Below are 21,254 nucleotides of genomic sequence, written 5' to 3'. Positions count from 1 at the left end.
GACAGCCCCTTCTGTTATTCTTCCCAAACTCTTCGAATGTCACATAACACGGATTGTTCGAATGTAAGTTGATAGACATCAGGCATTGAAAGTTTTTTCCAAAACGTGTAGTCATACTCCGCATCAAAATATTGCATCATTAAGACCATTATATTGCCATGTGTACCAATCACTATATTGTCATTTGGATGGCCAATTATAATTTTTTGCAAGGCCGTAATAGCCCTCGCTTTTGCGGTTTCATTTGATTCTCCACCCTCAAATACAAAAGTCGGTTGACTCCATACTTGATGCATGGCAGCGTCAAAATCAAGAATATTTTCAGTAGATAATATTCTTTCTTTCATAGAATCAATCGTCGTTATCTGTAATTTATGTTCTTGAGCGATGCCTTCCACCGTCTGCACAGCTCTTTTATATGGACTTGAATAGATAGTATGAATTTCTTTATTTGTAAATATAGACGTTACACGATCCCTATCATTGAATCCTTTATCCGAAAGTGGTCGATGATACTCGTCAGCTGTATAATAAGAATGAGCGTGTCTTACAAAATATATTACTGTCATGATAATCCCCTCTATTTTTCTTCAGATTTTGCTTTCTTTTCTTTCATATAATTGTATAAATCAACCTTCCACATACCATCCTCTTTTAGTAAAGAAAATAGCTTACGATAATGAGAGCTACCAAAAATTATATCCAACTGAACAATTGCTATACTTTCTGTACTAGTCTCTTTATCCAATGAAATATGATCGTAATATCGATACATTAAATAATCCTGTATTTGCTCATCAAATAAATAGTTTATATACTCACTAATAAAGGTTTGTTTATCGGGAAGTTCATCGTTATTGTAAGTAATTGCATATAGTTTATCGAAATTGTTCTCAAAAATTAAATTCATCATAATTAACACCATTTCCTCTGGTGTAAAAGTTTTTAAACTATTCATTTTCCCATTGCTTAAGAATTCATCATATAAATTTCTTTTTTCCTCTGCCAATTCCTCTAAATATGTAAAATCATAATCTCTATCAATGACCGGGGGTGTCGATTTAGAATCTTCCACTTGTCGAACAGTATGGTTCGTAACTGCAGTTGATCCTGAAGATTCTCCTGATTTTGTTTTCACTTCTGAACATGCGATTAACATTAAACTAGAAACGACAATAACGCTTACTATCGACAACCTTTTCTTCAACACTGGTACCTCCCCCTATCATTTAATAGATTAAAACCATTTCACCTATCATTCTATATTTTTCGAAAATTCTCAACATTTTTAACCTGAAAGAAATCTCCTCAATAACAAACAACAAAAAAGTATATTTGATAAATTGTGACAAGAAAATAAAGTCCATTAAAACTTCAGTCGATTACAGAATAAATTTTTATAGTAAAAAAGATGCGAATCTATTAAATAACACTCTATTCATTTTCTAAAATTTAGTCAAAAAAAAACACTAATATTCTATTGTATAGAGCATTGAAACATATTAATAATACAAAAAAAGTAATTTAAATAATGTAAAATACCCAATGATGATCATCTATATTTTTTTCCAACCTATAAGAATATATATTTTTTTCTATGACTAAATTACGAATTTCTCAACCGATACACAATATGACATATTTTTCATTTTAGGTGAGATACAATGAAAAAGTTGAATCGAGGTCAATGTATTTCAAGAATATGGAGAAAAAATTTTAGGGGGAAAAGATTTTGCTTAATATATCGTTTAAACATTTCTTGAAGATGGAGATTGAAATTAAAAGGAAAATTATGTATAAAAAAGCGATGGATTTAGGTTTCACCCATCCTAGCGTGGTAGATTGTAGTCAAGAATTAGATGTCCTACTAAATAAATATTCAAAAGCGATCAATAAAGCAAGCTAAAACTATTATCATAAACCTGTATTAGGTTCCGTGCTGTTGTAAAGATACGTATAAATAACATAAAAATGGGCTACCTTCTTTATGACAGGAAAAAGGAGGCCTAATTATGCAGGTATTTTTTTTATCATTGGTCGTTACAAGCTTTATATTCCAGCAACCTCAAGATTCAGTAGAAAATACAGCACCGATTCTTTGCATACCTTCTAGAACTACATCTTATAAATATCCTAATAATCAATATCAGTCATTTCTTACTGAGAATTATTTTTATCATCAATTAGATAGGGCAATCTATGAGGAGTATAACGAAGCTACCTTAAACATTCGTCAGAAAATAGCCTTTAAGGAAGTTCAAAAGGCTGAGGAAACATTTCATCTAAAAACAAATTTTATACGTGAAAAAATAGACCTCTCTCAACATACTTTTATTCATCCCAATCGACAAGTATATTTTTTAGCATCCTTTAAGCAAAATAATCAGGACACTTATTATAAATACCTGGTCATTGACGCTGAGACACAAACTATCCTTTTAGGAAGTAGTAATTATCAAAGGAATAACGACAATTAAATCTATTTCGTTAGTTGTTTAATTTATTGTATGCTTAAAAATTCAATAATAGTAGCAAAACCGAAGAAAAAACTAACATTTTTTAGAAAATTTTCAAAAAAAACATTTTCAAAACATTTATTTTAGCTTATTTTGCTCGCTACTAGGGGTAGTAACTTCCCCCTAGCAGCGAGCTAACAGATTGGTGTTACGTCTTCAGCCACTTCTTACTTCTAAAGTCTCATTGTGAGACTGCCACTGAATGCGAATATTTGGGGTAGCATCCTTTTTAAAGATTTTTGCGCTTTCTTTTTTCTTTAAGACAAACTGCTTATCCGTATTTACTCGTACATCATTAAAAGCATTTAATTCTTTAGACCCTTCAATCGTAATTTGTAAATCCCCTAATTCTTGCTCATCTCCAAGATAGAAAATTCGTAAACCATCGTCAGTATTACTATGATATACAGCCTTCCAATTTTCACTTTTCGCTATGTAATGTACCTCCTCTTGTTGATTCGTACTACAAGCAACTAACACAAACATCAATAAAATTACGAAGCATATTTTTTTCATTAGATATCGATTTTCCTTTCCTTGAAAGTGATCAACTTCAATCTATCCTTCCTAATTCCTAGAAAAGCTGTTACTCCGCTTGAATAGTTATCTTCAATCCAGTGGGCTTATCGCCAAAGGCATCGCTATGTTCTTTAAAAACAAAATCTAAACCTTTTAATTGATCAGGTAATGGGGGTGAAACGATAAAAGTGCAGCTGTCATGGCCATTAGTCCCTCCTCCGCTATCGATCCAACAGTCATATGCATCTCCTACATACAACTCAAAACTAGTATAATTTTCTCTAACATGAACAGTAGATTCTTGTCGAGGATCCCAATCCGTTAATAGCTGTACAACACTGGCATTTTCATACTGACGAACATACGTTACCGTATAGTATCGTTCATCAACTTCAACTGACTTTAAGACTGGGATATGCTTTCTAAACCCCGTCGGCTCTACACGAGGTTTATAATATTCTTCTGTTCTCATCACCCCAAATAATGATGCAAGAAAGGCTTCATAAAAACCATATTTTTTTGCCCATCGAGCAAGGGCTTCATCCGGTGGAAAACCAGGATTTTTATTTGATAGATGGTTACGCTGATTGATAAGTGCACAAATTTGCTCATCAATTGTAAACAGCTGATGATCATAATACTCTGTTGGACGGTCATACGATTCTTGATTCATGTAAATCCTCCTAAGTCATTATTGTGTAAACCAAGCAATATACTTTGCTTCAGGAAAAAATAAGAGCTGTGCCAAGAAAGTTCCTTGTAGCCTAGATCCCATCATCGATAAAAATGGAAATGTCAGGGTCAATAAATATAATTAGTCACATCGTCGCTATACCATTAATAAGCCCTGGCGACATTACAGCAGCATTCCTTTCCTCAGACTGATAGCTACAAATGTCGGTAATTGGAGAGTGCCTACTAATGTACGTCTTTCCACCTTATAAATTATACTTTATTTTCCATTCCACAACGAACTGGGATCATCCTTCCTTTTAATATTCTACGAAATTTACTGGATTAGGTTCCGTTATTTTCCTAACAAATAAAAAGCTATTCATTCGGTACTTCCCTCCTAATGAATAGCTTTTCTCAGTATTCAATGACTCACTACAAAGTCATTATTCCAACTAATTGAATCAGAAAGTTGATAGGTCACCATATTAACCGTTACAGCAAGAATCACACCTGCTCTAGATTTATTTGTAGGAACAGGGTCCTCTAATACTAATACAACATACCCCTCACCACGTCCCATATTATCTATAGCCTTTGCAGCATTTATTTCGAATGTTGAATATGTTGTTTCTTTTATAGGAAAGAGCAATCGTTCCTCCTGATAAGCTCCGTTTTCCTTTAAATTATAGCATACGGGCATCCATCCTTTTGACCAATCAATACTGCCTATTATTTCGTTTTTATGAGAGGTAAGTTTGCCAATTGAAAATGTAAAGTTAATCTTCATAATAGCTTGGTCTAATTTATTTTTCCCTTCACATACAGCTGTAACTTCTAGCTGTATATCACCCTTCGAATGCTTCCGAATAACCACTAAAGCAACAGTTGAAATGAGGATAACAAGTACTATGCTGATAGAAATCAAACCCATTTAGTCCCTCCTAACATCAGTATGATCATTACTTTTAGATTACCACGTTTTAGGTGTAATGGTATTTATACACCAAACAATCTTATAAAATGACACGGGCATAAATGATCAGACAAAAAGCGAGAACAGCTTGCTTCGTTATTTGGGATGTAAACTGGCCATAAGGTTTTCTTATTTACACTTTCTCCTTGGATTTCCCAACTTTTTAACACCAATATTTTCTACTTACTTTTGAAATAAAATTCACCTATACTTAAGTGAATTTTATTTTTAGGAGATTTATTATGAGAACATTTATACCTTGTCCAAATTGTCAAGAAGCGATAACCCTTGATGACTTTGAGGATTTTTCATCACCATTTACGATGAAATGTCCATACTGCTACGCTAAATTAAAAGAAACAAAGGTAACCCCTCTTCTTTTAATTGGTTTGATTGTAGCAATTCCGTTACTTATTTTCTTAACAAAAACATTGATATCTTATCTATCAGGCATACTCCCCGTTATTGAAAAAATACCTCCTTATCTCGTAACGCTTGTCGTGTTATATCCGTTATATGTTATTTATGAGCGTTTTAATGGACTTGTTATGTTTAATAAAGGCAATTTACAACTAAAAAACAAAAGTGATAAAACAGATTAAAACCTAAAAAGTGCGAGAAATCCATATACATTGATTTCTCGCACTTTTATAGGAAGTCTCGCTAATTATAGTTTCACTTTAGTACTAGCTTGTAACTCAGCTGTTAAAGTAAATGGCATTTTTAAATATTCGTACTTAATCGTTATTTTTTTAATAGTAGGTGCTTCAACCTTGACTGCATAATGCTGAGGTTGCTTTCCGATAGCCTGGCGATCTATGTATGGACTAGGCAAAATGTTTATTTGCCTTAACTTATGATACGTAATATTCGGATTACCAACTAGCTTCGTTTCTGCCTCAAACGGTTCAGCCTTACTCACAACCAGCTCGACTTTTTCAGGCACTTTATCATTGACGAGTATTTGCTGAAGCTTTATGTCACGCAGGCCCTTATTCTCTATTTCCACGATTCTTATAGTTGAATCATCTGTAGGATTTGTATAGCTATTCATGACAAGTGGTGGATTGCTTTTTAAATAAATGATAAAGGCCGCTCCCACTACTAGAACACTAAATAATAAAACAAATAGTAATTTTTTCATTTCTTTCCTCACTTTCTTGCTACCTATCAAGTATAGCGAGAAATCGTAAGTGATGAAACCTCGAAAATAAACAGTGGTTCTTTCCGTAGCTCGTGAGGGTCTATTCATCAATTCAGAGACTCTAACCACGTTTTGGTACGTTCATCGATCATTCTAGAAAGTCTATCCACGATTTTTGGTGTTCTATCCATCATTTCAGAGAGGCTATCCATGATTTTGGACGTTCTATCCATCTTTCCAGAGGATCTATCCACGATTTTTGGCGTTCTATCCATCATTCCGTGGTCTACCCACGATTTTGGACGTTCTATCCATCATTCCAGAGGGTCTATCCACGATTTGGGACGTTTTATCCATCATTCCGTGGTCTATCCACGATTTGGGACGTTCTATCCATCATTCCAGAGGGTCTATCCACGATTTTGGACGTTTTATCCATCTTTCCGTGGTCTATCCACGATTTGGGACGTTCTATCCATCATTCCAGAGGGTCTATCCACGATTTGGGACGTTTTATCCATCATTCCGTGGTCTATCCACGATTTTGGATGTTCTATCCATCATTCAGAAGGGTCTATCCACGATTTTTGGTGTTCTATCCATCATTTCAAAGGGTCTATCCACACTTAAGGTGTTCTATCCATCTTTCCGGAGGTTAATCCACGACTTTGGACGTTCTATCCATCTTTCCGAAGGGGCTATCCACCGCTTCAAGTTCTACTGAGGCTTTTTCTTCGCTTTGCGCTTCTCTTTAATGCAAAAAAACAACCTGACTCATGATAAGCCAGATTGCTTTGCTAATCTTATTTCATCACGTATTGGAATCCCGTCATTGCCGATTAAAGGAATTTCAGGTTTATATGTTCTTGCTTGATCGACTGCGTTTTGTATGATTTCGACTAAATGGTAACCTCGTTTTTGATAAAATTTTAACGCGTGTAAATTATCATTTGTCGTAATGAGGGAAATCATCTTACAGCTTTGTTCCAATGCATGTCGTTCAACTGCTTGTACAAGTAATGAACCAATCCCTATTCCTTCTACAATACTGTCGAGGGAAATAATTTCACATTCTTCAGGACGAATGATATACGTAACGAGACCTAATATTTTGTTCTGTTCATCCATATATGCGAAGCCATCTAATTGACTACAGTCATAAATCCCACTGGAAATAACCATTTCTGTACTTCCCCAATGCTCCTTAAAAAACTGCAACATCTCATTTTGTGGTAATTGTTGAATAGGAATTACTGTCATCTATTTTCCTCCTAAACTGAGATATGAAAAATACTAGTAATAGCTTTTTGAACACCTAGAAATACTGCCCACGAAGCAATGCCTAGTCCAATGGCAAACACGATATGGATCGATGATTTCATCGCCATATAAATAACAAATAGCATAAACATTGTAGCTGGTAGTCCAACAATTACACCAACCGTAAAGCGCTGAATATGCTCACTAGGTTCACTTTGCACAGTAAGCCAAATGATGCTTAAAATACTGACAAGTGGTAATGCTGCAATAATACCACCGTATGTAGGAAACCTTCTAGCAACCTCTGTCACGATACCAATAACGGCTGCCGAGCAAAGAATTTTTACAAATGTATACATTATTTAGCCACCTCGCTTAAAAGACGAAATGCTTGTAAAATCGATTCTTGCTCTTCTCCTGAAAGCTTGTTTAGTGCATGCTGTAGTTTTTCATCATCTAACTCTGTGTTTTTCTTTAAGATATGAAACCCTTCAGCTGTCAGATAAAGATGTACTTTGCGCTGATCTTCGATGGCCCGCTCCTTTTTCACCCAACCACTTCGCTCTAGCTTTTTTATATGTTCAGACGCCGTATTTTGAGAAATATTTAGTAACTCTGCAATATCGCGTACAGTTACATCGTCTTCCTTTTGAATCATCTGTAATATACGCACACTTTGATGCGAAATTGCCACTTCGTGCGTTGGATGTAGTTGGTAATAAATCGATGTAAAATAGTTATTTAAATCTTTTATCATAAAAATTACCCCTTTGTATATATCGTCTTTTACGATTATATCGTAATCACAGATATATTAAAAGAAATATTTTAAATTTCATACTTTCAGTAGAAAGATGAAAAGGCTGACAATTGTCAGCCCCTTTCATCGTTTTATCGAGAAATTTAAAGAATTTTCACAAACGCTCCTTGTTGAAATTTTCCTTCAGCAACTGCATTCATTTTTCTAACATCTTCAGATAATTCGCTTGCCCTTATTAATCGATTCTCAAAGTAAAGCAAAGGATCGATAAGTCTAGTTTTACCCTTTTGATGAATATCAAATTCTGTTTGGTCCACCCTCACGTTAATATGAGGATGAAGCTGTTTTAAAAGACTTTGCACTTGCCTATCATTTGAAGATTTCATCAGCGCAATTAGTTCTTCATCTTCCTTAAGAAAATCTGCAAGTGTAATAATCTTTTTATCTAATGCTACCTTTAGCGTTTGTGATAGTTTATGATAGGCATAAATATTTAATGGATCCATAAAGAAATCAAGTACTTCTTGATAATATGTTTTCACAAACCATTCTGCACTTTCGATGCTTTTAAGACACATCTTCCCTTGATGAACAATGATATCATTTAAAAAAATTTGTATTTCTTCTAGGGATGCTCGCCCATATGTGTACATATCTCTTAAAGTATAATCTACTCGATCTGCACATAAATGAGGAGCTGGTTGTTCAAGTAAATCCCAAGTCGTAGTATTAGAAAGTAAATGTTCATAATCAAAATTATACTTTTTAAGAATAAGAGGAATTTCAGAATTCATAATGACATTCATTAATATTTCTTCATGATAGTCTTCAGCTTTATTCTCAAGAACAAAATCAATGACATGTGAAAAAGCTGTATGCGAAACATCATGCAATAATCCAGCAATTTGCTCCTCTAAAGAGCCACCTAGTTGTTTAATGACCAGCATGACACCTACCGAATGCTCATAACGTGTTACATTCCACTTGCTATTTACAAGATAACTTGCCCCACCTTGATGAATACCCTTTAACCTTTGCATCGGTTTACTCAAAATAAGTTCCGTTAACACTTCATCTATCTCGTATTCACCGTATAATACATCAGAAATAATCATGTAATCATCTTCCTAAACAAGATTCGAAAGTACAAAAACTCCACCACAATGTGAGATCGGGTAAAATTCTAATTGGCATACTCCTTGTAATAAGGTGCTAATTTCCTCATGGACAAAGTAAAATTCATCATCATCCCAATAATCAATACTGTCTTGACGACATTTTTCAAGCTGCGCTCTTGTTTCAAAGGCGATGTCGCCAATAAAAATTTTGCCTGCAGGTGTGAGTTGCTGCAATAATTCCGTAATGTATTGTACTTTCATTTCATCAGTAAAATGATGCAGCGCATAGGTGCTTATAATCGCGTCATATTTTTGATGAAGGAACTCTGTTGGCAGCCCCTTTGATAAATCCCACTCTATTAAGTTTGCATCAGGCATTTTTTCTTGAGCGATTTCGATCATTTTCGAGGAGAAATCGAGGCCATTGATAAAATGGCCATTGTCATAAAGCTTTGACGTTAACACCCCTGTGCCAAATCCAATGTCTAATACAGTGGATTTCGGAATGGCCATAACCTCATTAAAAATTGTATTTAATATTGCTTTATATCCTGCAAATGGATATTGATTGCTTTCTTCACTTAGCTGAACCGTTTTATCATAACCATCAGCCCATAAATTAAATCCTTGTTGATTTAGTGACATAAAATCCTCCTATATTTTCAAACGTTTAAGCTTTTGGAATTTCTAGTTGATTAATATGTGTAGTAAAGAATTCAAGTATTTTCTCATACACGTAAATTTCATTGGCCTTTTTCGTGAATCCATGTCCCTCATCTTCTAGCACAATATATTCCACTTCTCGCCCCTTGTCCTTTAAAGCAGCAACGATTTGGTCAGATTCCTTTTGCACAACACGTGGATCGTTCGCCCCTTGAATGACTAACATAGGTTTCGTCATACCATCTAAATACGTAATTGGCGAATCCGCCGTTAATCTTTCCTTATCCTTTACAGGGTCTCCCACCCACTGCTTCATAAATGGCACCCAAAAATCCGGAACAGACTCGATAAATGAAAATAAATTACTTGGTCCAAAAATATCGACAACCGCTTTAAAATAATTTGCATGGCGACCATGTAATAGCAGTGCCATATAACCGCCATAACTGCCGCCTAAAAGCAGCATTTTATCACGATCGGCATAGCCATTCTCAATAAGCCAATCAACCCCAGTAATATTATCAAGGCGTGGACCATAACCCCAATCGCCCTCAACCATTTTCATAAAGTCTAGACCGTAGTTCGATGAGCCTCTAAAGTTTGGTGCAAAAATAGAGTATCCCTGGGTAACTAGCAATTGGAACATCGGTCGAAATGATTTGCGTTCAAGGGCTTGTGGACCACCATGGGGCCATAAAATAACATGGCCATTCGAATTTTCTTCCTTCGCCTTAAATAAGAGTGCCTCAATTTCTAAACCATCAAACGATGGATAACGTAGCACTTCGGGTTCCACCAAATCCTCGTCTCGAACACCCGGTACTCTATAGTGAGTTAACTCCAACCAAGAACTTCCCATTTCCTTTGAAACAAAAATATTATTTGGCTTCGTAGCAGATTTCCCAAGCAAATATAAATGTCCGCTTGGCATAATCATCATTTTCTCAATAATATCAACAGGTGTTTCGAGTTTTTCATTTTTTCCATCGGCAATTGTATAACGATAAAGCCGATCCTCTACTCCATAGGAACCAACAATATATAGTGCATGCTCTTCTTTCGAATAATAAATACTTGAAAAGTTTTCTTTTTCAATTTGAAGCAACTTTGTAAATTGCTTTGTTTGAATATCGAATTTTGCCAAGTAGCTAAAATCGTCATCGTAATCTGTTAAAAAATAAATTTCCGTTTCAGAAGTATACACGATATCTGAAACTGTATGCTGCTTATCCGTTAATGGTGTAAGTAATACTTCCTCACCATCAATTTGTACATACGCTAAGGAATGCGTATTCCCAAACTGTTTAATATAGACAAACGTTTTTTCCTCTAGGCTCACTGCATCGATAAAAGTTGGTGCAATACTCCCCTCTATCAGTAGCTGTTCCTCTTCACTCTCAATGTCATAAACAAAACTATTTAAATACGTGGAATTTCCAGCTGTAGTTGAGTAATAAAGATGTCTACCATCCTCAGTCAAATATGAGTAAAAATGACGTTCTCCCTCTTTATAGCGAATTGGTACTAGACTTCCTCCCTCAGGTGAAATTGCGTAAATTTGACTATTTTCATCACCGTCTTTATCAAATCCAGCTAAAATAAATTCACCTGTTTTCGAATATTTTATAAAATTTGAAGTTTGATTATTAAACGTCATTTGATATGGGAATTTTTTCTCTAAATCCATTCCCCATAAATTAAAATATCCATTAAAATTCGTACTTAATACCATCTGCTTTTCATCAGGACTAATCGCAAAATCACTCACTGTTAAACTTTGTAAAAAATGCTTTGTGTTCATCTTTTCAAACTGAATCATAGACCTTCCTCTTTTCTAAAAAATTTTCTTTGAAAAATACTTTTAATTGTATTAAAGGTGTTAATCACTTATGAAAAATTTTTTGAGGCATAATGATATCTAAATTCCAATTTCACGTCATTCGAATAACACCTAAAAAACGGTGATTCCGAATAACACTATATTTCGCACTAAATACTTCTTGTTAGTACAATCCCTTTCCAACGGAGGCTTAACAAATGATCCAGGATCGCACAGTCAAAATGGAAATCAAGCCGACGCTATAGCGAATATCCTAATATAAACAAGTATACCATTTATTTATTGTAAATATCTGAATCTTTCTAACTTTATTTAATTCCTAAAAAATGCTATAATAAGGATAGTTTTCTTTTCAAGGAGGAATCGAAATGGACGCATTCTTTTGTAATGCTTGCTCTAGACCCAACACTTTACAGGTCAAAGAGGTCTAGAAAAGTTAACGAAATAACAACATTGAAGGATCTCTATAGGCCATAAATCTTAATAAAAGCCTACTATACTGGAGTGAATTCAAATGGAAAAACAAACAATTCAGCCGTTTCTAACGGTCGCAAACTATCATTTACTTGAGCAGCAAATGAATAAAATCATACAAACACTCGCAACAACAAAAGATAAAAACGTTATCCTAGCCGTACGCGGTATTGTTGAAAGCGAAATTATGGCAAAGTTAGCGCTGTCCACTGCGGAAGCTCAGTTAATTGAACAACTTTTTAAAGTCACGGATCGCGCACAGGGTGAAGCATATTTAGAGCAATTAAAACCATATGTCATCCCGTTCAAAACAGTCACTGCAAGCACACTAAAGAGCCTGTTTAAAAAGGAAAAAAAACTCAAGCTACCAAAGCTTGAAGAAATAGATTTTCAACAGATCTGTTATTTAGCTTGGGATGACCCTGGGACACATCGAAAATATGTCGTACTGGAACAAGATGAACAGCTAAAAGCCATTAAAGGAACTTTCTCAAATAATATAATTAAAGGAATATGTGCAATTTGTAACAGGCATTCCGATGTTGGCTTTTATACAACTTCCATAAAAGGGCAAGTCGTTGGAACGTATACCAGTCATAGTAATTACATTTGCGCAGATAGCCAAACATGCAATAAGCATGTAACAGATATCGAAAAGACAAAACAGTTTTTCAATAGCATCACTCAATAAAATAAAAATCAGTGGGGTATTCTTCATTCCCACTGATTTTTATTTTTCACCAATCGTTCTTTTGTACAATTATTGAGGGATAGGAAAAGCTCTCTCTCATTTTTCATTTCATTTACAATTTCCTTCAAAATTTCATTGCGCTCTCTTTGCAGCTTCACCATTGAAAACGTAAACCAAATGACAAAAGCTATCGGCAAAATGTAAAAAAGTAATATTGGTAAAATAGCAAAACCATACATACTTGAATATTCTTTTCTTTAAATTCGAATTTGTCCACGATCCCTTTTCATAATCGACGATGCAATGATGACAAAGCCAAGCATTAAAATAAAGATTAAATCGAGGAAACCAGTATGCATAGACACTGTAAATAGTGTAATGGTAAATGCATAGGCGACAGAATGGAAACTACGAATGCCCGCCTGTTTCACTTTATTATAAATAAGCGAAATTAAAACACCGTATAAAAAGAAGCCAATTGCGACTAATAAATAGCCACCATCTAAAAATAATTGACCGATAAAGGTTGGTGTGGTTGTGCGATTTCCACGTGTAATCACTTTTCCCTTCTCCACACTCACGGAATTGACAACTTCCGTTACCCTCATACGAGGTGAAATTTGCTCACCAGGTAATATCGTACTAAAGACACCTTTATGGATTTCACCGTTTAAATAACCGTTCTCCTGTGTATATTCCATAATTGTACTTAACACAATATGTCCTGTTACACTTTCTTCATTTAGTGCACGAATCCATAACGGCGTTTGGTTTACTTTTTGTTCAGCCGTTAACAGCTTGTCTCTCGCATCTTCCGTTAGCTCTACATCAGGCTGATCTCGGTTATTGAATTCTAATGACCTATCCTCCGTTAACACACGAATAAAACTAAACATAGAGAAAGCTACACCAATAACTAACAGCGTAGTTAAAAACCATGTTAATTTCACTCGCTTTACGACGTAGTGGATAATGATAATTGCCGTAAATAGCATAATTATTAACGGCGTGCGATAGGCTACTAGCACAAATAAAGACATAACTACTGCATAAATAGCACCGTAGATGAATGCTTTTTTCCATGTCAAACGTTCTTCCAAAATCATTTTATATGATAATAGCAATAATGCGCCAAACCATAGTAATTGACTAAAGAAGTTCAACTTTGGATTTAGATTTCGACGATTGGACTCATCCGAAATGCCAAGGCCGCTTCCAAAAACCATTAGTATGTAGGCACTTAAACCAAGTAATGTGAGAAACACAATAAAATGAATCACATATTTACCTAAAAAAGAAAGGCCAAATGAAGGGATTGTCCATTTCATCTTATCTATAACGTAAACCCCTATGTAATAGCAAATAATCGCTAAAATCACTGCTGGCCAAATAGAAACACGTATATTGAACATTTCAAACCTATGCCAATCAAACATGCTCGTAAAGAAATATAGCAGTAAAATAAATGGTAAAAAGAAATACGGCGAAAACGTATCGATTTTATTTAGTTTTCTAAAAAATTGTTTCATAGCTTTTTACACCCCAAAATACTTACTCCTCCAAACTTTTAATAAATTTCCAATTTTGTAAAGCAAAAATAGTATAACATATTAATAGATTATTTAAAATATACACTTAAATTCTCTTTCAACCATAAAATTAGAAAATATCTCTGAGCTTTGCTTAATTCTTCTCCAACCACTAATATTTAGCTATTTTTGCTAGTAATACTCGTTTTTATTTTGGAAAGTTAGCTAGCGAAAATAAAGTGACAGGTGAATTAGAAAATCAGGCTCTTTTTGAAAATTAAGGCGGATTATTCAATGTATCTTGAAGATCCATCAGGGAATATTGTAAGGTTTATTTCCCGCAATGGTATAAATAAAGAACATTCAACGCCATTTCACAACCTGTATTCAGCATATTCATATTTTCAAGCTCTTAACTTGTCCTGTAGTGTTTTTTGATAAAAGATAAAATGATCATTAGGGTACCAAATGTGTAGCTGATCAGCACAGTATCCACGAAGCCACAAAACACCGTTAATTGTCTTAGGTAGAATCCTCTTGGAAACTCATCATCTTCAGTTAGTATCTCCGATGTTATTGTGATGGAGCTTGATGGAGCTTGTTGTTGCTGTAAAGAATTGCATGAATAACCCTCAAGCTGACCCAGGTACTCTAGTCTTAGGCGAGGTCCCAACTCTAGTGGGCACAATGCCAAACCAAGTTCCCTAGCTCTTTCAAAGATTCGAGCCATATTAGCTCCTTCAGGAAAGCCCAGGTCTGCAACAGTTAGTTCAACGGTCTGTAGGCTTCCTCAACCCACTATGATCATTCCAAAATGTTGTATAGACTCTAATTAGCGAATTGCTCTCGCCTCTCCTTTTTACGTAATAATCAAATTATTAATCATAGAGTATTTACAAAAACCCTATAGCATCAAACACCATAATATTTTTTATCTGCCTTACCAACAGCTTTTTCAGGTTAGGAAATAAGAAATAATTTCCCGGGTAAGCGCATGAACCGACAATTTTAGCTTTATCAGTACTGTTCAATTTCGGGAGCACTCGTTTTTCTTCTCCCTCCATTTCCGAGACAACTCTATACGTTATAAACATTGATAGTTCAATATTGTCGAACAAAAAAACACTCGTAGTTAAACGAGTGTTTTTTGACTTTTATGACAACCACTTAGGTGGCGTATTTTTTTCCCAGAGTTCAAATGATTTTATATTGTGTATTCTCCTATAGATAGATTGCTATAATATCAACGATTCATAGAGTATCTCATTTTTTACTATTTATATTATCGTATATTTTCGTATACTCTTTTGGGGTACTTCTGGGGTACTGAACAATTTTATGTACTTTCTATATAGCAATATCCATGCCCTATGCGTTTAGCTCTTTATAATTCGTTTGGCTATAATGTGAAATATCCCGATGTCCATACTTTAGTATTTGTGTTTTTAGCGAAATCTAATCTTTTTTGTACTAAACCATTACTGACAACGTTTGCCATAATTGATACAATTTGAAGTGAACATATAAAGGAGAATATTTACAAATGAAGAAAAAATTGATTTTTAGTGCAGCATTAGTATTGAGTTTAGGGTTGGCTGGTTGTGGAAGTGATTCTGCAAAGAATGAAAAGCCAAAAGAAAATGGTACTGAAGAACATCAAAAAGTTTTGGCTAAAACAATAGATGATGTACTTAAACATTTTAAAGATGATGGTCTAGAACTAGGTGATTTTTCAGATTTACCAAAAGATGAATTCGGAAACATCCGAAAAGAAGGTAAACGAATTTTAATCCCTTCTCTTGGTGATGATTCAGGCGGTCGATTATTTTTATTTGATAATGAAGAAGGTCTAAAAAAAGCAAAAGCTTATTATGATGAATTAGGAAATTCAAGCCCTATGTTTTATTCTCACACTCATCAAAGTGGCCTATTCTTAATTCAAATGAATGGTGATATGGAAGATGATGAATTTGCTAAGTATGCAGCTTCACTAGAAAAAGCAGTAACAGGTTCTACTGACATTGAAATAAAAGAAGGAAACAAAGCTAATAAAGCAGACAATTTAACAGTCGCGAATGTTGGTGATGTAGTGAAAGATGATTTTGCTGGTACATATACAATCACCGATTTATATGAAGCGCCAACTGAAAAATATAAAAGTGCTGATGTTGAGTTTTCAATTGATGGAATGAAAACAGCTAAACTGGTTGCACGTGATCCAGGAATGATTGAAACAGAAGCTGAAACAAACGTCCTTATATTGTCAATCACAGGAGAAAATTTATCTGACGATACTTTAAGTTTCCATCCAAATACAGCTAAAATGACTACAGATACAAAACGTCAAATCAATTCAATTGTTGAAATTTCTCATTTCGAATCTGAATTTATTGGCAAAGTAATTCAAAAAGGTGAAGTTATTTTTGATTTAGGAAAAGAAGGTTTAGAAGGCGTTAAAGAATTGAAATTTGTATTTGATAGCACTTCAAAAGATAACAGATTTATTGGCGATAAAGTAACAGTAGTTGTACCAGTAAATAAAAAATAGGTCACTCAAATGAGTGGCTTTTTTCATTGCATAAAAAATAGGCACCATATTAATCAGTGCCTACATTTATATGGCTAAAAAGTAGTTTCTCTACCTGTGTTTTAAGGGCTTGATTTGCATATGTCAGAACTATGTCTTCTCCGGCTGTAGTAACAATGAGATCACTAAAGTAGTCGTCTTTCTTTTCCCACTTTACCACTCTAATTTTATCTTTGGCCAACAGCCTTTAGAGTTGTAATAATCATTAGTGATTATCTTTAGTAAATTATTAAGGATTGGCAAATATACTTTACTCATTTTAATGTTTCTATCTCTTTATAATCACGTTGCAAGGATTGTATAGCCATATCATAAACCACAAATTTATGGAGTTTTCTTTGCTCCGCATTTATCATACAACCTCTCGCTCCTTGTGAAGGACTGGAACAACTACTAGTACGCTATCAATAATAAATGTACGTTTTGCCTGTTTATTAAAACAATAAGCCTGAAACGAATCACTACCAATTTTAATGATTTTGATACGTCTTTTTGACACTTGACCGTCTTTAGCCATGTACATCATATTTAGAAATTGGTTACGTTGCATCGCTTTTATTAGTTGTTCTTTCATCATTCCACTCCCCAAATAAGAACATTTGTTTGTAACCATTTTAGAACAAACGTTTGCATATTGGCAAGAAAAAATTTTGGAAATAAAAAAAGTCAGGTACTCAACTATAATGAGCTCTAACCTTTTGGTTTACTCTACTCACTTTTTAAATAAAAATAGTTCGTTGAAATTGATGATGGAATACTGTATTTCCTTCTTGAGGTACTCCGGTGTTATTAACCCCCCATGTATTAAAGATAACGGGGTCTCCAGGAGAAAAAGATGGAATGATAGGATCAGGTGGATACATCACAATTACTTCATAAATAGAGTCATTTGGTAACCAAGCATTTTGCGGAGTTGCATGAACGGTGAGAAGTTTTTTTGCTGGTATGTTAAATGTAAGAGGCTTAGGTGTTCCATTAAAAAGTGAAGGTTGGGATTCTCCACATAAAAAAGCGTCCTTCGGCATCTCAGCTTGGTCACAGCTTTGCCAATCTAATACAGATACTGTTACTGTTTGAGCTGTATCTGTTTTATTTAGAAGAGTGACAACAATCGTCTCTGTTGCTGGATTCCTCCATATTCCTCCTGTTGTAAAATTATTAGGAACTAGAAGTTGATCAGAACTAACGGTACAAACGGGACATGAAGATACTTTATTCAATCGGATTATTTTCTTATCGCAACCACAATTACAAGAAGGTTTTATCATTGCACCACTCCTTTTAAATAGACTAATAATAATAGGATATGGTAATTTATCAATAAAGTTTGGGAAATTTACTAAAGAAGAAGTTACAAAGTGGATAAACAAGAAAAGCCCAGTCTCAAAATTAATTGAGTACCTGGGCATTAGTATTACTTAATAAATTTATCGTAAAAACGTTTAAACATTGTTGCCATTTGCTGACGTGTTAGAACACCGGCCGGATTAGTGCCAGCTCCATCACCTTTGATTATTTTCTCTTTAATAGCCCAATCCCATGCGTCTTTATGCGTTGCTGCTACAGCTGATTCAGATTTTAGATTTGCTTTCTCACCTAATATTTTTTTGATTTCAGCAAGTTCTTTTTTTAGTTGATTATTTTCCTTTTTCAATTCATTATATTGGTTCACTGTTAGGCCCTCCTTTTTATTGTTGCTGTTGGTAAACCACGATAATGGTTTTGTACCATTCAATACGTTTAAATCCACGTTGCCTTTGATACCTGCAACAGAGCCACTTTCTGTATACTGCCCATAGATCACAAGCGTAGTCGGGTTTCTTTCCCATAGCACTTGTGCCACTGTAACGTGGAATCCACAAGAAATCATAATTTTTGACAGTATCCATTTTGTAAGGCTTGTAAAAATGATGCCCAGTGTATAGCCCAACTTTGACACCTTTATCTTTTAAATAATCGATAAATGCCTGTGTACCTTCCTGGATATTCTTTGAATTTGCTCCAAAAGATTCTTCAACGTCCACAACGTAAAACAATGGATTATGTCCTTTTGCTCGCTCATAGAAGTCTTTTGCTTGCGCTAGTGCTGTTGCTTTGTTGGTGAATGTCACATAGATATACACACCATATGGCACTTTGTATTTTTTACATTCAGCAATATTTCGGACGTACTTACGGTCAATAGTGCTTGTACCGTATTGCGTGCGGATGATAGCGAGATCAACTTCTTTACTAGCTTTCGACCAATCAATATCTCCTTGGTGATGTGATATATCAATGATTTTACCGATTTTGTTCACCTTCTTTACTAGAGTATTGTTTGTATAATTGATTAGTGAATACAGCTGCTCCACTTACTAGTACGCCTTGTACAATAGCTTGTATATTGATACCCATAATTCCAATTGTAAATATCACGCCAAATAGTAATAAAATATATGGAACCAACCAGTCTTGCACTTTAGGTGTGTTCTTTAAAACTTGTCCGATAACTAATAAAACAGGCACTACAATAAGCGCCTGTTCGATGATGTAATCATATAAAAATTCCATAATAAAATCCTCCTATTTTGTTTTAATAATTTAAGCTAATAAAGCTAAAATTACGGATCCAATGATGGTTGTTGAAACCCACCAAATTACTTTGTCGATTTTATCTAATCGCTTATGAGCGCTTTTCGTACTTGCTAAAGCTTCCTCTGCAATATCTTTAGCATTTTCAGCAGTTTGACGAATGTCTCTTATATCATCAATCTTTGCCTCAATCCCACCCAAACGTTCATATATATTTCTAACCAATTCATCACCCATGCCATCACCAATCCTTTGCCCTAAAATAAAAAGCCATGAGAAGCATCGAGATTCAGTAACATGTACCGTTGCCCATCTCGATTTCTCTCACAGCGCATAATAAAAGCCCTCCACACTGTGGAAGGCATAAAACAAAATGTATTATTACTAATTTTGTAGTAAATCAAAGTTATATTTTTTATTTATCTTATTTGCAATTGTTTCTAAAAACAATTCAACAGTCATGTTTTCAACTTCTCTTGTATACCATGCAAGTTTTGCACCATAATCTTTTTTATTATAATTTACTTTTAATGGCCAAAAGTTTTTGGTTGCATAAGTATAATCAAATTTCACAAATAGCTCCTTCCCATCTGGGCATTCCATAATAACGTTATACATCGGATTTTTTCTTTCTGGCTCAAACTTAACTTTTCTAATTTTGGTTAGCAATAAATCACTCCTCTATTTACTAAATTCGACAAAAGGAAAGGAATCCCTCCTAAATTAAATAAATAATAAAAATAATGCTAAGCCTTAGCTTGCGTTTTATCGCCTTACTTCACCACTAATCTGACTCAGTTCTTGTTTAATCTTTTGAATCAAGGTAGGTCTGTTATTACCAAATGTAGCTTCAACACTAAATCCACCTGTCTCATAAATCTCCTTAATATCAGTAATACGAGCATCCATTGTTATTCCCCAACTGTTATTTTGAATAGTGGTAACATCATCAAGGTTATAATCCTTTTGATACTTAAAAGGGCTATTGGTTAATATCTGACCTTCGAAGTATTCCTCTTGCATAAGTTCACCGAGCTTTTGTTGCCCACGATCAGTTAAAGCTTGAATGACTTGTTGCTCTGGTAATGGATTATCGTCATCATCCGTTTCTGAAATATCACGTGCGTCGATAAATTCCTCATGTCGATTGATACCAGTTCCAATTCCAATGCCAGCAACTTCGATTACTGTTCTTTCTACACCTTCACCCTGTCCAGCAACTATTGCTACATTTTTATAATTGAGCTCGCTTTGTACATATTGTAATGATTTAAGTGATTCAAATTGTGGACTGAAAATTACAGGTGGATTAACAGATTGACTAGCAACTAAGTTACGGCCTTCCACAATATCGAATACCCACTGTTTATTTCGTATATCAAGAGTGACTTCCCAACCTAATCCGCTAGCTAATGATATAGTTGACATTTCTTCTGCAACATTTTTAAAACGTGAAGAATAATGATCTATATGAATGCCACGCTGTTCGTCAGCTGCAATTACTAACTGTGGTATTTTACGTCTTTTGTCTACAGGATTTACTATATTTTTATTTACATAATGCTTCATAACCGTTTCGGAGCTACCTGATTTATTGTCATAAGCCGTATGCTCTGGTGGCATTGTAATACGCTGTGCAACTACAGATTTTAGGGCATAACCTTTAATGAGCCAGTTTTCTGTTATCTTGCCGTTTTCATCAAGTTCGATTTCTCGGTGCTAAAAACCTTATTCAAGTCTGTTCCGACCAAAATAAGGTTACCTTTTAACAATGTATCTGCGTATTTTTTGTAACGGTTGATTCGTAGTTCAATGCCTCCTATACCATGCCAGGAACGATTAAAAAACATGGACTGGTAGTTGTCAATTTCGCCTAGTATGTCCATGCTTAGTGATAAAATGCGAATGGCGCGGGTCGGTCGTCGGTCTGT

The 21,254-nt window shown here is 34.7% G+C and carries 28 protein-coding genes and 1 pseudogene; 6 read left to right on the top strand and 23 right to left on the bottom strand.

Annotated elements, in window-relative coordinates:
* Nucleotides 1–14: 14 nt before the first annotated feature.
* Nucleotides 15–569: a histidine phosphatase family protein gene (locus tag MWJ95_RS04365; RefSeq protein ID WP_249104464.1), complete on the bottom strand. Its 555-nt coding sequence runs from the start codon at nt 567–569 to the stop codon at nt 15–17.
* A gap of 11 nt (nt 570–580) precedes the next feature.
* Nucleotides 581–1,210, bottom strand: coding sequence for a hypothetical protein (locus MWJ95_RS04360; RefSeq protein ID WP_249104463.1), 630 nt, complete (start codon nt 1,208–1,210; stop codon nt 581–583).
* A 555-nt stretch (nt 1,211–1,765) separates the two neighbouring features.
* Between MWJ95_RS04360 and MWJ95_RS04355 the strand changes: the two genes are divergently transcribed.
* Nucleotides 1,766–1,906: a Spo0E family sporulation regulatory protein-aspartic acid phosphatase gene (locus tag MWJ95_RS04355; protein WP_374110096.1), complete on the top strand. Its 141-nt coding sequence runs from the start codon at nt 1,766–1,768 to the stop codon at nt 1,904–1,906.
* Between the two features lie 106 nt (nt 1,907–2,012).
* Nucleotides 2,013–2,477, top strand: a complete 465-nt coding sequence (locus MWJ95_RS04350; RefSeq protein WP_249104461.1) for a hypothetical protein — start codon at nt 2,013–2,015, stop codon at nt 2,475–2,477.
* A gap of 195 nt (nt 2,478–2,672) precedes the next feature.
* Here MWJ95_RS04350 and MWJ95_RS04345 read toward each other — a convergent pair whose 3' ends face one another.
* From MWJ95_RS04345 to MWJ95_RS04330, 4 genes are all read right to left on the bottom strand, one after another.
* Nucleotides 2,673–3,032: a hypothetical protein gene (locus tag MWJ95_RS04345; protein ID WP_249072487.1), complete on the bottom strand. Its 360-nt coding sequence runs from the start codon at nt 3,030–3,032 to the stop codon at nt 2,673–2,675.
* Nucleotides 3,033–3,102: 70 nt separating this feature from the next.
* The gene (locus MWJ95_RS04340) at nt 3,103–3,708 is read right to left on the bottom strand and encodes a hypothetical protein (protein ID WP_249072486.1); all 606 of its coding nucleotides are present in this window, start codon (nt 3,706–3,708) and stop codon (nt 3,103–3,105) included.
* An 18-nt stretch (nt 3,709–3,726) separates the two neighbouring features.
* Complete coding sequence (locus tag MWJ95_RS24685) at nt 3,727–3,810, bottom strand: lipid II flippase family protein (RefSeq protein WP_374110095.1); 84 nt, start codon at nt 3,808–3,810, stop codon at nt 3,727–3,729.
* Nucleotides 3,811–4,131: 321 nt separating this feature from the next.
* Entirely contained in the window at nt 4,132–4,641 is a 510-nt protein-coding gene (locus MWJ95_RS04330) for a hypothetical protein (protein WP_249072485.1), read from the bottom strand.
* 284 nt (nt 4,642–4,925) lie between these two features.
* On the opposite strand from MWJ95_RS04330, the gene MWJ95_RS04325 reads away from it, so the two are divergent.
* Nucleotides 4,926–5,285: a hypothetical protein gene (locus MWJ95_RS04325; RefSeq protein WP_249072484.1), complete on the top strand. Its 360-nt coding sequence runs from the start codon at nt 4,926–4,928 to the stop codon at nt 5,283–5,285.
* Between the two features lie 65 nt (nt 5,286–5,350).
* Here the strand turns inward: MWJ95_RS04325 and MWJ95_RS04320 are convergent, their stop codons facing one another.
* Nucleotides 5,351–5,827: a hypothetical protein gene (locus MWJ95_RS04320; RefSeq protein WP_249072483.1), complete on the bottom strand. Its 477-nt coding sequence runs from the start codon at nt 5,825–5,827 to the stop codon at nt 5,351–5,353.
* A gap of 216 nt (nt 5,828–6,043) precedes the next feature.
* On the opposite strand from MWJ95_RS04320, the gene MWJ95_RS04315 reads away from it, so the two are divergent.
* Nucleotides 6,044–6,457, top strand: a complete 414-nt coding sequence (locus MWJ95_RS04315) for a hypothetical protein (protein WP_249104458.1) — start codon at nt 6,044–6,046, stop codon at nt 6,455–6,457.
* A gap of 144 nt (nt 6,458–6,601) precedes the next feature.
* Here MWJ95_RS04315 and MWJ95_RS04310 read toward each other — a convergent pair whose 3' ends face one another.
* The 6 genes from MWJ95_RS04310 to MWJ95_RS04285 form a co-directional block, all read right to left on the bottom strand.
* Nucleotides 6,602–7,087 carry a GNAT family N-acetyltransferase gene (locus MWJ95_RS04310; protein ID WP_249104457.1) on the bottom strand — a complete coding sequence of 162 codons (486 nt, stop codon included), beginning with the start codon at nt 7,085–7,087 and terminating at the stop codon, nt 6,602–6,604.
* Nucleotides 7,088–7,098: 11 nt separating this feature from the next.
* The gene (locus MWJ95_RS04305) at nt 7,099–7,446 is read right to left on the bottom strand and encodes a DUF3147 family protein (RefSeq protein WP_249072480.1); all 348 of its coding nucleotides are present in this window, start codon (nt 7,444–7,446) and stop codon (nt 7,099–7,101) included.
* On the bottom strand, nt 7,446–7,844 hold the full coding sequence (locus MWJ95_RS04300; RefSeq protein ID WP_249104454.1) for a MarR family winged helix-turn-helix transcriptional regulator: 399 nt from the start codon (nt 7,842–7,844) through the stop codon (nt 7,446–7,448). The genes MWJ95_RS04305 and MWJ95_RS04300 overlap by 1 nt, the downstream gene beginning before the upstream one ends.
* 146 nt (nt 7,845–7,990) lie before the next feature.
* Nucleotides 7,991–8,962: an HD domain-containing protein gene (locus MWJ95_RS04295; protein ID WP_249104452.1), complete on the bottom strand. Its 972-nt coding sequence runs from the start codon at nt 8,960–8,962 to the stop codon at nt 7,991–7,993.
* A 12-nt stretch (nt 8,963–8,974) separates the two neighbouring features.
* A complete protein-coding gene (locus MWJ95_RS04290) occupies nt 8,975–9,610 on the bottom strand; it encodes a class I SAM-dependent methyltransferase (protein WP_249104451.1) in 636 nt (211 codons plus the stop codon).
* Nucleotides 9,611–9,635: 25 nt separating this feature from the next.
* Nucleotides 9,636–11,447 (bottom strand): S9 family peptidase, encoded by a 1,812-nt coding sequence (locus MWJ95_RS04285; protein WP_249104449.1) that lies wholly within the window; start codon nt 11,445–11,447, stop codon nt 9,636–9,638.
* Between the two features lie 535 nt (nt 11,448–11,982).
* Between MWJ95_RS04285 and MWJ95_RS04280 the strand changes: the two genes are divergently transcribed.
* Complete coding sequence (locus tag MWJ95_RS04280; protein ID WP_249072475.1) at nt 11,983–12,633, top strand: FusB/FusC family EF-G-binding protein; 651 nt, start codon at nt 11,983–11,985, stop codon at nt 12,631–12,633.
* 257 nt (nt 12,634–12,890) lie between these two features.
* Here MWJ95_RS04280 and MWJ95_RS04275 read toward each other — a convergent pair whose 3' ends face one another.
* Both MWJ95_RS04275 and MWJ95_RS04270 read right to left on the bottom strand, forming a co-directional pair.
* Nucleotides 12,891–14,162: an oligosaccharide repeat unit polymerase family protein gene (locus tag MWJ95_RS04275; protein WP_249072474.1), complete on the bottom strand. Its 1,272-nt coding sequence runs from the start codon at nt 14,160–14,162 to the stop codon at nt 12,891–12,893.
* 404 nt (nt 14,163–14,566) lie between these two features.
* Nucleotides 14,567–14,949 (bottom strand): annotated as a pseudogene (locus tag MWJ95_RS04270) (helicase); the annotation flags it as partial.
* 756 nt (nt 14,950–15,705) lie between these two features.
* Here MWJ95_RS04270 and MWJ95_RS24605 point away from each other — a divergent pair.
* Nucleotides 15,706–16,710 carry a hypothetical protein gene (locus tag MWJ95_RS24605; protein ID WP_308221854.1) on the top strand — a complete coding sequence of 335 codons (1,005 nt, stop codon included), beginning with the start codon at nt 15,706–15,708 and terminating at the stop codon, nt 16,708–16,710.
* Between the two features lie 391 nt (nt 16,711–17,101).
* Here the strand turns inward: MWJ95_RS24605 and MWJ95_RS04255 are convergent, their stop codons facing one another.
* From MWJ95_RS04255 to MWJ95_RS04220, 8 genes are all read right to left on the bottom strand, one after another.
* Entirely contained in the window at nt 17,102–17,323 is a 222-nt protein-coding gene (locus tag MWJ95_RS04255) for a transcriptional regulator (protein WP_249104530.1), read from the bottom strand.
* Between the two features lie 145 nt (nt 17,324–17,468).
* Nucleotides 17,469–18,017: a hypothetical protein gene (locus MWJ95_RS04250; protein WP_249072471.1), complete on the bottom strand. Its 549-nt coding sequence runs from the start codon at nt 18,015–18,017 to the stop codon at nt 17,469–17,471.
* Nucleotides 18,018–18,163: 146 nt separating this feature from the next.
* Entirely contained in the window at nt 18,164–18,421 is a 258-nt protein-coding gene (locus MWJ95_RS04245) for a hypothetical protein (protein WP_249104447.1), read from the bottom strand.
* 16 nt (nt 18,422–18,437) lie between these two features.
* Entirely contained in the window at nt 18,438–19,103 is a 666-nt protein-coding gene (locus MWJ95_RS04240; protein ID WP_249104445.1) for a GH25 family lysozyme, read from the bottom strand.
* Nucleotides 19,033–19,302, bottom strand: a complete 270-nt coding sequence (locus tag MWJ95_RS04235) for a phage holin family protein (RefSeq protein WP_249072469.1) — start codon at nt 19,300–19,302, stop codon at nt 19,033–19,035. The genes MWJ95_RS04240 and MWJ95_RS04235 overlap by 71 nt, the downstream gene beginning before the upstream one ends.
* Before the next feature lie 30 nt (nt 19,303–19,332).
* Nucleotides 19,333–19,560, bottom strand: a complete 228-nt coding sequence (locus tag MWJ95_RS04230) for a hemolysin XhlA family protein (RefSeq protein WP_249072468.1) — start codon at nt 19,558–19,560, stop codon at nt 19,333–19,335.
* A gap of 147 nt (nt 19,561–19,707) precedes the next feature.
* Nucleotides 19,708–19,992, bottom strand: a complete 285-nt coding sequence (locus tag MWJ95_RS04225) for a hypothetical protein (RefSeq protein ID WP_249072467.1) — start codon at nt 19,990–19,992, stop codon at nt 19,708–19,710.
* Between the two features lie 96 nt (nt 19,993–20,088).
* Nucleotides 20,089–20,991 carry a siphovirus ReqiPepy6 Gp37-like family protein gene (locus MWJ95_RS04220; protein WP_349294135.1) on the bottom strand — a complete coding sequence of 301 codons (903 nt, stop codon included), beginning with the start codon at nt 20,989–20,991 and terminating at the stop codon, nt 20,089–20,091.
* Nucleotides 20,992–21,254: the final 263 nt, after the last annotated feature.

This window comes from Lysinibacillus sp. Bpr_S20 (assembly GCF_023337835.1).
Lineage (GTDB): Bacteria > Bacillota > Bacilli > Bacillales_A > Planococcaceae > Lysinibacillus.
The sequence above is the reverse complement of the archived record's forward strand: the minus strand, read 5'-3'. Positions and strand labels throughout refer to the sequence as shown.